General features: G+C 58.7%; 6 protein-coding genes. All 6 read left to right on the plus strand.

Features of this window, described 5'->3' with window-relative positions:
- Positions 1 to 16: 16 nt before the first annotated feature.
- The 6 genes from AACY30_RS26755 (at position 17) to AACY30_RS26780 (ending at position 12,512) form a co-directional block, all read left to right on the plus strand.
- A complete protein-coding gene (locus AACY30_RS26755) occupies positions 17 to 8,680 on the plus strand; it encodes a hemagglutinin repeat-containing protein (protein WP_339541408.1) in 8,664 nt (2,887 codons plus the stop codon).
- Positions 8,677 to 9,537, plus strand: a complete 861-nt coding sequence (locus tag AACY30_RS26760; RefSeq protein WP_339469055.1) for a PoNe immunity protein domain-containing protein — start codon at positions 8,677 to 8,679, stop codon at positions 9,535 to 9,537. The genes AACY30_RS26755 and AACY30_RS26760 overlap by 4 nt, the downstream gene beginning before the upstream one ends.
- 294 nt (positions 9,538 to 9,831) lie before the next feature.
- Positions 9,832 to 10,515, plus strand: coding sequence for a transposase (locus tag AACY30_RS26765; RefSeq protein WP_339541409.1), 684 nt, complete (start codon positions 9,832 to 9,834; stop codon positions 10,513 to 10,515).
- Positions 10,512 to 11,048: a lytic transglycosylase gene (locus tag AACY30_RS26770; protein ID WP_339541410.1), complete on the plus strand. Its 537-nt coding sequence runs from the start codon at positions 10,512 to 10,514 to the stop codon at positions 11,046 to 11,048. The genes AACY30_RS26765 and AACY30_RS26770 overlap by 4 nt, the downstream gene beginning before the upstream one ends.
- A 262-nt stretch (positions 11,049 to 11,310) precedes the next feature.
- Positions 11,311 to 12,099, plus strand: coding sequence for a signal peptidase I (gene lepB / locus AACY30_RS26775; protein ID WP_339541411.1), 789 nt, complete (start codon positions 11,311 to 11,313; stop codon positions 12,097 to 12,099).
- On the plus strand, positions 12,096 to 12,512 hold the full coding sequence (locus tag AACY30_RS26780) for a hypothetical protein (protein ID WP_339541412.1): 417 nt from the start codon (positions 12,096 to 12,098) through the stop codon (positions 12,510 to 12,512). Before lepB ends, AACY30_RS26780 begins: the two co-directional genes overlap by 4 nt.
- Positions 12,513 to 12,529: the final 17 nt, after the last annotated feature.

Here is a 12,529-nt window from a genome sequence, read left to right on the forward strand (position 1 = left end):
CCTTGAGATTTTGAATATGGATGCTCGCCCTGCTACCGCCCTGAAAAGCCTGACCCAACGCGGCCTGGCACTGATCCTGGCCAACGCGCTGTTCTGGCAGCCGCTGCTGGCCCAGGCCGACGGCATCGCGGTCAGCGGCCCGGGCACTACGCTCGGCCAGGCAGGCAACGGCGTGCCGGTGGTGAACATCGCCACGCCCAATGGCAGCGGCCTGTCCCATAACCAGTTCAAGGACTACAACGTCGGCCCCAATGGCGTGATTCTCAACAACGCCACGGGCGCGGTGCAGAGCACCCAACTGGGCGGGATCATTGTCGGCAACCCGAACCTCAAGGGTGGCGCGGCGAACGTCATCCTCAACGAAGTCAACGGCGGCAGCCCCAGCCAGTTGCGCGGCTACACCGAAGTGGCGGGGCAGTCGGCCAAAGTCATCGTGGCCAACCCTTACGGCATCAGTTGCAACGGCTGTGGGTTCATCAACACGCCCAATGTCACCCTGACCACGGGTAAACCGGTCATCGACAAAGTCGGTCGCCTGGACCATTACCAGGTCGATGGGGGCGCGGTGACCATCGACGGCCAGGGCTTGAATGCCAGCAACGTCGACCGTTTCGAGATCATCACCCGCACCGCCAAGATCAATGCAAAGATCAACGCGCGTCAGCTCACCGTGATTGCCGGGCGCAACGACGTCGATGCCCAAAGCTTGAACACCACCACGCGCGCCGACGACGGCAGCGCCAAGCCGGAACTGGCCATCGACTCCTCGGCCCTGGGCGGCATGTACGCCGGCGCCATCAAGCTGGTGGGCACTGAAGCCGGCGTGGGCGTGAAGCTCGACGGCACCTTGGCCGCCAGTGGCGGCGATATTCAACTCGACGCCAACGGCCACTTGAGCATGGCCCAGGCGGCCGCCAGCGGCGCGATTGATATCAAGGCCGCGAGCCTGGAGACCAAGGGCGCGGTCTACGCCGGCACCCGCCTCAAGGCGCAGACGACCAAGGGCACGCTGAAAAACAGCAAGACCCTCGCCGCGCGCGACAGCATCACCCTGGCCAGCAACGGCCAACTGACCAACACCGGCATCATCGAAGCTGGGGTCAACGCCGACAACACCCGCAACGCCGTTGGCGACGTCACGCTCGACAGCCAGAACATCAGCAACACCGGCACGGTGATCGCCAATCGCACCCTCACCGCCACCGCCACCCACGTGGATAACCAGGGCGGCACACTGAGCGCCAGGCAGGCGCTGAACATCACCGCCGACAGCGTCGATAACCGCAACAAAGGCCAACTGCTCAGCGACGGTGCGCAAACCCTCACTGTCAGCGGCCTGCTGGACAACAGCCAGGGCGGCATCATCGACAGCACCGGCGCGTTTACCCTGCACGGCAACCGCCTCGACAACAGCGCCGGCAGCCTCACCGGTGGCGGCTCGATCACCCTGGACCTGCTCGGCGACCTGATCAACCGCAACGGCAAGCTGGCGAGTGTCGGGCCGCTGCTGGTGCAACGCGCCGCCCACATCGACAACCAGGGCGGCAAGCTCGCCAGCCAGGGCCTGCTGACGCTGTTCGCCAACAGCATCGATAACCAGAACAAAGGCACCCTGGCCGCCAACGGCGGGGTGGCAATCACCACGACAGGCCTGCTGCAGAATGGCGCCGACGGCTTGATCCACAGCGAGCAGGGCGGCCTGAACATCACCGCCGGTACGCTCGATAACAACGGTGGGCGCATCGCCGCCAAAGCCGGTAATGCAGTGGTTGACGCGATCAACTTCAATAACGGCAACGGCACACTGTTCGCCGGCAGCGCTGTGAGTCTTACCGGCTTGAATGTCGACAACGGCGGCGAGATCGCCGGCAACCGCATCGACGTCAACCTGGACGGCGCCCTGACCAACCGTGGCCTGATCGAAAGCGCCACGGCCCTTGATGTCGACACCGTCGGCCTGAACAACAGCGGCCAGATGCGTGCCCTGGGCACCGCAGGCAAAACCCGCTACGCCATCGGTGGCCTGCTGAACAACAGCGGCAGCCTGGAAACCGCCAGCGACCAATTGAGCCTCGCGGCAAACACCTTCCAGAACACCGGCGGCAAGGTGTTGCACGTGGGTACCGGTACGCTCGACCTGAGCGGCATCAGCCTGGATGACGTCGGCGGCAGCCTGGTCACCAACGGCGACCTGACCCTCGACAAAACCGACTGGACCAACAGCACCGCGATCCAGGCCGGGCGCCTGACCGTCAACGTCGACAACCTGAAACAGACCGCCACCGGCCAATTGCTCGGCACGCGTAGCCTGGTCGGCAAAGGCCTGGACTGGAGCGTCGGCGGCGCCGTCGCCAGCCAGGGCAGCGTCGACCTGACCGTGGACAACCTGCTCAATGACCACGGTTTGATCTTCAGCGGCGGCGACATGAATCTGCGCGTGGACCGCCTGAAAAACCTCGGTGCCACGATTTACGCCATGGGCAACCTGCGCGTCGACCGCGATGGGCAGGGCGCGGCCGCCACCAGCATCATCAACAGTTCGGGCACGATCGAAAGCGAGCGCAACCTTATCCTGGCCGCCAGCACGATCGACAACATCCGCACCGTGCTCAACACCCACTCCGGCATCTACACCGCCTCTATTACCCCCACGGCCTGTATCGAGGGCGTGACCGGTGGCGACTGCGACGGCGGCAAACAGAACCGTCCGTTCCAGATCAGCGTGCGTGACCACTTTATTGTCAGCGACGCCACGCCCGCTTCCAGCATCACCTCGAGCGGCGACATGCTGTTGAGCGGCGGCAACCTGCTCAACAGCAGCAGTAGCATTGCCGCCGGCGGCGCCATGACCGTGCGTGTCAACCAACTGAGCAACGTCGGCCTGGTGACCCACGACACCCAGTACGACCGTATCTTTACCTCGGCGCGTGAGCGCAAGCCGGGCGGCTGGTACCGCGAGGCGGCGGCGTTCACCCAGCGCTATGCGGCGGGGCAGAACATGGACGGTGTCGAAGCCGGCCTGGCCTCGTTCATCGGCAAGATGGAAAGCGAAAAGACCGCCCTGCGCAAAACCACCCAATTGATGGTGCCGGACCAAAGCTACGCCGCCGTGATCCAGGCCGGCGGCGCCGTTGACCTGAAGGCCCAGGACGGCATCGATAACAGTGTCGTAAACCGCGGCTACACCTACGTCGGCAGTGGTGCCAACACCACCAAGCCGGGCTTCTCGACCGAGGTGAAACTCAACGCGCAGCTGCCGCCGGACCTCGCCCAGCAACAGGTCAACCCACTGGGCCTGCCGGGCTTCGACCTGCCCACCGGGCCAAACGGCCTGTTCCACCTCAACGACGGCAAAGGTGCGACCGGCCTGCCCACCAGCCAGTTCGCGGCCAGCCCGCACAAATACCTGATCGAAACCAACCCGCTGTTTACCGACATGCGTCAGTTCCTGGGCTCGGACTACATGCTGACCCGGCTCGGCTACGACCCCGAGACGGCACAACGTCGTCTCGGTGATGGCTTCTACGAACAGCGCCTGATCCAGCAAGCCGTCCTCGCACGCACCGGCCAGCGTTTCATCGACGGCCAGACCAGCGACGCCGACCTGTTCAAGCACCTGATGGACAACGCCATCAGCAGCAAAACCGCGCTCAACCTGTCAGTGGGCGTCAGCCTCACCGCCGAACAGGTCGCGGCCCTGACCCACGACATCGTGTGGCTGGAAAACACCACCGTCGCCGGCCAACAAGTGCTGGTGCCGGTGCTGTACCTGGCCCAGGCAAACAACCGCCTGGCGCCCAATGGCGCGCTGATTTCCGGCAGTGACGTGAGCCTGATCACTGGCCGCAACCTCAATAACGCCGGCACCCTGCGCGCCACCGGCAGCCTGCTGGCCAACGTCGGCGGCAACCTCGCCAACAGCGGTTTGATGCAAGCCGGCGGTCGCCTCGACGTGCTGGCCGGCAACACCCTGAGCAACCGTGCGGGCGGTGTGATCAGCGCGGGCAACGTCAACCTCGCGGCGGGCGCCGACCTGCTCAATGAACGCAGCGTCACTACCCACGAAAGCGCCAGCAGCTACCGCACCGAACGCAGCGACTTCGTCGACAGCGCCGCGCGCATCGAATCGGCCAACGATCTGGCGCTGAAAGCCGGGGGCAACATCAACAACATCGGCGGCGTGCTCAAGAGCGGCGCCGACATGGCCGTCCAGGCCAAAGGCGACGTCAACATCACCGCCTCAAAGAGCCTCGACAGCGGCGCCATCGGCACCCGTTCGAACTTCACCACCATCGCCCAGCAAGGCTCAGTGGTGGAAGCCGGCCGCGACCTGCACGTGATCGCCGGGCGCGACATCAGCGCCGTGGCCAGCCAGGTCAATGCCAAACGCGACGTCAACCTGATTGCCACCCGCGACCTCAACGCCATCGCGGCAGCCAACGAACAGCATTCGACCTACAACTCGAAAAAGATCAAAAGCATCGAAGACCACGTGCAGCAAGTGTCCAGCGTGATCAAGGCCGGCGGCGACGCCACCCTGAGCGCCGGGCAGAACCTGCAACTAGTGGCCAGCCAGGTCAACGCCGGCAACGAGGCGTACCTGGTCTCCGGCAAAAACCTCGAGCTCAAAGCCGCTGCAAACCAGGACTACAGCTTCTACAGCAAGACCAAGAAAACCTCGCAGGGTAAGAAATTCCGCCTCGATGAAACCGACGCCGTGAACAACGTCGGCAGCCTCGTCAGCGCGGGCACAAACAGCACCGTCGTGGCCGGTGAAAACCTGTTGCTGGCTGGCAGCTCAGTCACAGCCGAAAAAGGTGCGACGCAATTGGTCGCGGGCCAGGATGTGAGCATTCTCGCCGTCAGCAACTCAGACAGTGCCCGCCACGAACGCAAGGAAAGCAAAAGCAGCTGGGGCGGCCTCAAGTCGAGCAAAGTCCAGGACAAAGTCGACGAAAAACGCACCACCGCCCTGGGCAGCATGGTCTCCGGCGAAACCGTCACCGTCGCCGCCAAGCGTGATGCCACTGTCACCGGTTCCAACCTGGTCAGTACCGGCGACCTCGCCGTACAAGCCGGCCGCGACCTGACCATAGACGCTGCGCAAAACACCTTCGCCCGCACCGACATGCACAAGGAGAAAAACCGCGACCTCACCGGCGTGCTGACCGGCAACAAGCTCGGTCTGGACGACATGACCGGCAACCAGAAGCTCTACATCAACAGCTCCAAGCACAACGGCACCGCCAATGAAATGACCTTGACCGGCAGCACGATTGGCTCGAGTGCGGGCAATGTGTCGTTGACGGCGGGGCGTGAGTTGAAGGTGGTGGCCAGTGATTTGGTGAGCACCAAGAACATGGAGTTGAGCGGGGCGAATGTCACCGTTACTTCGGGGATGGAGACGGCCAGTCAGACCAGTAAGGACAGTTCCAAGAGTTTGGCGGTAGGGCGGGTAATTGCGGGCTCGGTGGTGGACACCGCCACCAGCATGCGCGACGCCGTCAAAGCGGCCCGTAGTGCTGATGACCCACGCCTCAAGGCCGTCAAAATCGCCCAGGCAGCCCTCGCCGCCTACAACCTGAACGGCCAGGCTTCGGACGCCAATGCGCAAAGCTCCGGTTTCAAAAACAAAACCGGCGGCACGCCCGGCAACGGTTCGCTGATCAAAATCGGTACCGAACTGGCCAATAACCGCAGCAAGAACAGCAGCGAATTCAACAGCGCCACCGCCAAGCAGAGCACGCTCAACGCAGGGCAAGATTTGTCGATCGTCGCCACGGGCGCGGCGGCGGGGACTCAGGGTGATATCCAGATCATCGGCAGCCGCTTGAAAGCCGCCAACACCTTGTTGTTAGCCAAAAACGATGTGTTGATGCAAAGCGCACAGAACACCACCGACCGCAAAAACGAAGGATCGAAAACTAAAACCGCCATCGGCGCCAGCTTCAATATTGGCGAGCAAAATGGCTTCACCCTCGACCTCGGTGCGCAGGGTGCCAGGAACAATGGCAACGGTAACTCCGTTACTCAAGTCAACAGCACCCTCGATACCGGCAGCCTGTTGTTGCAAAGCGGTGGCGATACCACCCTCAAAGGTGCCCAGGTTCGCGCGGACAGGATCAAGGCGGATATTGGCGGCAACCTCACTATCATCTCCCTCCAGGACACCGAGTCGTCGCGCAGCAAACAGAACAGCGCAGGCTTTGGCGCGAGCATCTGCGTGCCACCGTTCTGCTACGGCTCCACCGTCGCGGCCTCGGCGAACCTTGCCGCCGCCAAGATGAACAGCGACTACAAGGGCGTGACTGATCAGAGCGGCTTGTATGCGGGCACGGGCGGCTACGACATCAATGTCGGCAAGACCACCACCCTGCAAGGCGCGGTGATTGCCAGCGAAGCCAGCGCTGAAAAGAACCGCCTCAGCACGGATCGGCTGATCGTCAGCGATATCAAGAATGTCAGCGAGATCAAGAGCCAGTCGGCGAGCATCTCGGTCTCCACCAGCAGCGGTGGTGGCACCTCGCCGGGCGGCGCCATCCCGATAGCACTCAAGGATAAAGATCACAGTTACACCCGTAGCGCGGTCAGCGACGGCACGATTGTGGTGCGCAATGCCGAAGGCGCCAATGATCTGGTGGGGCTGAACCGCGACACTGCCAATGCCAATCAGAAGCTCGACCGGCCTGATGAAAAGGCCATGCAGGAACGTATCGACCTGATCCAAAGCTCGGCGCAACTGGCCAGTGGGGTGATCAGTGCGGTAGGGAAGGCGAAGGCGGATGAGGCGAAAGCACTGGCCGATAAAGCCAAAACCCAGACCGAAACCGGTTCGCCGGACGCCGCTGGGACGGTACTCGCAGCGAATGCCGCTTATGCGGAAGCCAAGCGCTGGCAGGTTGGTGGCGACAAGAAGTTAATGGCTGACATTGCTACCGGGTTGATAGCAGCAGGGCTGGGTGGTGCGCCTGTCGGAACGACGGTTGGCATCGTTGCCAACACGGCCTCCAGCGATATCTTCAACAAAATTGGTGATTACGCCCACTCACGTGCGACTGATCCGAAAGCAGATGCGGCCACTCGGGCAGCTTGGGCTGAAGGCGGTGCGGCGCGTGTGATGTTGCATGCGCTGGCGGGCGCGGCTATGGGGTTGTCCAGTGGCAGTGTGCAGAGCAGCGCGTTGGGCGCGGGGGCTTCTGCGGCGCTGATGCCTTCCATTGAGCAAGTCCTCGCCGATGGGAGAATGAACGAAGCTGACCGAAAAAATGTGGTTTCGTTAATTGCAGCGGGGTTGGGTTCTACTCTCGGATCTGGAAGAGGTAGCCAGGGTGCGGTAGTTGCGGCTGGTACCGCGGTCGGCGTAGAAAAGTACAACCGGCAGTTGCACCCGGATGAGATCAAATTTGCGCTTGAGACCGATCGCGTCAAACGCTACGCGAGCGAAAAGGGCATTACGGATGATCAAGCCCGCACTGAACTGCTGCGTACAGCAGCGGCAATGGTCGACCGAGGCTGGAACAATGTCCTGGCCGTCAGCGATGGCAACACGGCAGAGGCAGCTAACTTTCTACGAACAGAGCTTTCCGAGTCGAAAAACACGAATCTGTTTCACGTCACCCTTGCTGATTACAACAATGAGACGCTGGGATTGAAGCGGTTGTTGGGGGACCGTGCTTTAGTCACGTCCGTGGTCGAGCATTTGCAATTGGTCGACCCATACAAGTTCAGGCGTGATCCCAACAATCAGGCTGCGATTCTGAACGCCAAGGGCGAGGGCAGTGCAGAGGGGTTCGTCAGCGCGGTAGAGTTCATCATGAGCCGCACATCGAAGTCTGCCCTGTGGGTCATGGATACGATCAATTGTCCCAGCTGTGGGGGGCGGCAGTTCATTGCAGGGCTCGAGGCTCTTCAGAACGCACCGGAAGCGATCGGGTTAAAAGGCGCGGTCGACACGTTACATATAATGCAAGGTTACGGGCTTGATGTGGTCCGGCAAAATGAGGCGCTCGCCACCTCGGCAGGCGTGGAGCTTGGTCTTGGAGGCGCTGGGCTTGTCGGGGCGGGCAGAGCCACGAACAGGCTGACCGGTGAGCTCGCGGAGGCGGTCGGCAAACGTTTTAACTTAGTCATCAATGAAGCCGCCGAACAGGCATTGATCAAGAGCGGAGGGCTGTTTGGTCGTGATGGCAAGCCTGTCATGGACCTTAGTGTGCTTACCCGGGAGCAAAAAGGCGTCATGGGTGATCTGTTCGGAGGCGATTCAGTTCAGAAAATTGTTCCCGACGGGCAAAAATTGGCGCGCGTCCCGGGTAATGGTGAAACGGGAGTGGACGATCTTTATAAGGTTAATCGTCCAGATGTTGACTTCGTCGTCATTGAGTACAAGTTTGTTGGCGACAACAAGAAGTCGGGGGCCTCGGGGCTAGGCAATACGTTGGATGGCAAGCAAGGTTCTACCGCATGGACTCTGGGTGGCGATCGCCTGGAGCGGGCAGTAGGGCAGGATCAGAGCCTGGATGTACAGGCAGCCGTGCGGATGAACCGCACCGAAACGTGGGTCGTAAGAACCCGGCCTGATGGTTCCACAGAAGTCGAGGTATTGGATGCGCTTGGCAAGGTCAAACCCACTGACACCTCTAAAATATTACCTTCCAAAAACCTGAATGGGGTTCTTCCATGATTCGCGCACCTTTGGGAGATAAACAGTATTGGGACATGCGTCAGGTAAAAGACCTGCAATGGATTGAGACGACCAGCCAAATGCTGGCAGAGCCATCTCCCAATCCCGAGTACGAACCGCAATTTGCATTCGATTTTGCGAAGCATAATTTGCGTGCAGCTATAAGGGTTTACTCAAGTGGCGGCCATGTGGCTGAGATGCAGACCTACTTTCCCCGGCTTTTGGACGCATGGGAACTCTCCAATGCTGCCTCCGACAAGATCTGTGCAGAAAACAATCTGCAGACCTGCCGAGACTGGACCTTTGAATTGGCGGATCTTAACCACTATATCTGGTGTTTCTGGTTAGTGAGCCTGGGGCTGGCGCTTGAGATTCCAGATGACCCGTGGCGCCGATTGGTTATTTTAATCGGCGAGGGTGGGCGGGACGTTCTGCTGGATCGAATCATTGCATCCCGCCAACCGGGGCGCGTGATTGGGGTTCAACTGCTGCATGTCAAACCCTACGCGAGACTGCTCAAGGCTATCGACGCGCCTCAGGCGAAACAAGCAGCGCTGTTGCGGGAGTTTGTAGAGCACTGGTACCTGGAGCTGAACCGGCGCGGTAAACATCAGCCCTGGTGGTACCTCTATGGTGACCCGGTTAAACACCCGCTTGAGATGGGCAGCTACTTCGGGCGTTGGTGCTTTGAGGCTGTTGCGGCGGTCAAAGCGTTCTCAATGGATGACAGAGCTTGTATCGGCCATGAACACTATCCCGGCGAACTGCTTCACCCCAGTGATGCCGTTTTTCCAGAGTTGGCTCAAGCAAAGAAAACGGGATGGCTCACCAAGTTGTTTGGAAGGGCAAATAAGTAGTTCTTGGCCGGCAATGGTAACTACTACGCATTGACCGAGGATAGAGCGAAGCGAATTGTTTCGCCTAATCAGTCCGCCTGAATTGAACGGGAATCGGGGTCAGACCACGTTTTCAGCGAAATCCATACAAGGGTTTAACTTTTTTGTGATGTTTCATTAACGTATATAACGGTTTTCGCTATTTATAACGACTTATGCTATTTAAAAATTTGATTTATTTTTTGAAATAATTATATTTCTTTGCTTTTGTTACGGGCGACTAAGCTGATCTCTTTCAGAAATCAGGGGGTTGTTATGGCTCGTCGTCCTCGGTTGTTGGTACCAGGTCTTCCGCTGCACATTATTCAGCGCGGAAATAATCGTTCGGTTTGTTTCTATTCAGAAGATGATTATATTTTTTATATCCGCCGCTTAACGCTCTTGTCGGAAACGCATGGCTGCAAAATTCACGCGTGGTGTCTCATGACGAATCACGTGCATTTATTACTGACTCCAACTACCCCTCTAAGTGCTTGTTCGTTAATGAAAGAGCTTGGTCAGCGTTATGTTCAAAATATAAATCGTGCTTATCAACGAACAGGAACTCTGTGGGAAGGTCGTTATCGTTCTTGTTTGGTGCAGCACGAAAGCTATTTGATGGCCTGTTATCGCTATATAGAAATGAATCCCGTCAGAGCGGGAATGGTGGATCATCCCGCTGAATATCGTTGGACGAGCTACCGAGCAAATGCACAGCTGGAACCTTCAGCACTTATAACGCCTCATGATTGTTATAAAGAATTGGGTGGTAATGTCGATCAGAGGGCTGAGGCGTATCGTCGTCTTTTCAAGGATGAGCTTGAGCAAGAAGTAATCGACCAATTCAGAGATGCTACAAATGGAAATTACGTATTCGGAACGGGAAGGTTTGCGTCGCAGATAGCACAAGCTTTGGGCAAGCGAACCGTTAGAGGATTCGCTGGCCGCCCAAAGCAATGACTTTCAAACGTCAATGGTTGTCTGACCCCTATTTTCTAGATATACCAAAGGGAATACTTATTAATGGTCATGCAGTCTTTTATAGCAAATCCTGGTTCCGTGCAAAAAAATGCGCGATAGAACCAATGAGTGAGTCCACGGCACGGGCCGAGCATCAGGCAGGTAAGTCATATACCGCTCTAATTGGGTCGGAATCAACGCCTTCTTGTTTTGTTGAAATGTTGATAGATAAGGGTATGGTTGGCGTCGGTTTTCTTGACGATAAAGGCCATGAGTATCTGACCTATCAATTTCACTACTTAGACGAAAGCCAACTTTTTCTCTCGATGGCAACCCACCGTGAATTCGAGGGGGGCAAGGTCGCTTTTGGAACAACTTATATATTTGGACGGCAGGGTGGTCTTGTCGTTATGCGTGAGAGGATGATTCCCTATACGGTTGAAGATGCTCAATCAACCTTTGAACCGGCAGGGAGCTACGAAGTTGCACCGAAATTTGGTGATTATTCAAGTGTAATAAATATTAATCGGTGAGGGGGGTGGTTGATTTAGGAAGTAAACGTGACGGATTTATTTAATGTGGGGGGATCGGGGTCAGGCCACGTTTTTAGCGAAACCCATATAAATTTAACGTTAATGGTGGTCTGACCCCTATTTCCATGCTGGCGAAACGCTGGATAGGCTGCTGGACCGACGCGCTGCCGGATTTGCGGCATTTTCAAGGTGTCTGTTGCGGATGTCAGTGTCGGCGGCTCCTCACCCATAAGCCTTACACCGTTCTTTTCAAGGAAGATTCATGAAACCCGTAAAACTCTCCCTGCAAGCTTTCCTGATGTCCTGCCTGTTGGCCGGTTGGGGGCTTGTCTACGTGGGCCGTATCAAGTGGGCCATTTGGGTTGCCGCGCTGTTGTACGGCGGTGTGGTGCTGCTCGGCGTGTTCGGTCTGAGCGCCTCGCCCATCGGGCTGTACGTGTTGTTCGGCTGGATTATCGCGGTCAAGCTCAGCTCGGCAATCGTATCGGCAGTGTTGGCCCGTCGTTACAAAGGCCCGGCGGGCGTGCCGCGCAAACGGTTCCACGCGCTATACGTCGGCGTGTTGATCGTGATCACGTTTATTCTGTTGGAGGTCCTGCGGGGGCCGCTGATGGGGTTCAAGAACTACTACATTCCGACCGGTTCGATGGCGCCGACGGTGTCCGTGGGCGACTACATTGTGGCCGACCTCAAGGCCGGTGCGCCGAAGGTCGGCGATATCGTGGTGTACCGTTGGAACGGCACTGAGGCGATCAAGCGCGTGGCGGGTGTCGGGGGAGATACGTTGGCCATCGTCAACGGCGAACTGATCCGCAACGGTGAAAACCTCGGCCTGTTTCATGCGCCGGCAGACCGTGTGAATGGGCCGGCGTCGATGGACTTGGCTCCGCTCAAGGTCGAGCCAGGGCACGTCTACCTGCTGGGTGACAACCGCAATAACAGCAATGACAGCCGCTTTATGGGGCAGGTGGCCGTTGAAGAGGTGGTCGGTAAGGTCACCGGCATCTGGTTTTCCAAAGAGCGGGCACGCATCGGTACGACGTTCCCGTGAATGCTCAAATGCGCTCGTCGCGCTTTTTCAGCATCGGGTGTCGGGTTGCCCAGTGGCTGTGCCTGTTGGTGATGTTCGCCAGCGCCACGGTATTCATGCTGGCCTGGGCCTACTTCGATCCTGGTTCGACGCCGTTGGGCGTGGCAGTCGCAGGCTTCGTGTGGTGCGGCATTGGGCTGTTGTTCGCGTTCGTGTTTGAGCGGTCGCGCACAACCGCAGCAACGCTTCGATTCATGCTGACTCGGATGGCTGCGATCCTGGTGCTCGCGGCCACGGCGGCCTACTTGCTCGGTCTGCTATGGGTTGAGCCTGGGCGCGATGCCTTGGACGCTCTGTTGGAAAGGGCGTCCTGTGAAAAGTACGGCGGCACAATTGAAAAAGGCTGGGAGCGCAATTGCCCCCACCCGGAATAGACGCAATCACTTTGAAG

The organism is Pseudomonas sp. RA_5y_Pfl1_P24 (assembly GCF_963970945.1).
Taxonomy (GTDB): domain Bacteria; phylum Pseudomonadota; class Gammaproteobacteria; order Pseudomonadales; family Pseudomonadaceae; genus Aquipseudomonas; species Aquipseudomonas tritici.

Excerpts from the sequence above, each read along its gene's own strand:
- AACY30_RS26765 (WP_339541409.1), top strand. The coding sequence starts at position 9,832 with ATGGCTCGTCGTCCTCGGTTGTTGGTACCAGGTCTTCCGCTGCACATT.
- lepB (WP_339541411.1), top strand. The coding sequence starts at position 11,311 with ATGAAACCCGTAAAACTCTCCCTGCAAGCTTTCCTGATGTCCTGCCTG.
- AACY30_RS26760 (WP_339469055.1), top strand. The coding sequence starts at position 8,677 with ATGATTCGCGCACCTTTGGGAGATAAACAGTATTGGGACATGCGTCAG.
- AACY30_RS26770 (WP_339541410.1), top strand. The coding sequence starts at position 10,512 with ATGACTTTCAAACGTCAATGGTTGTCTGACCCCTATTTTCTAGATATA.
- AACY30_RS26755 (WP_339541408.1), top strand. The coding sequence starts at position 17 with ATGGATGCTCGCCCTGCTACCGCCCTGAAAAGCCTGACCCAACGCGGC.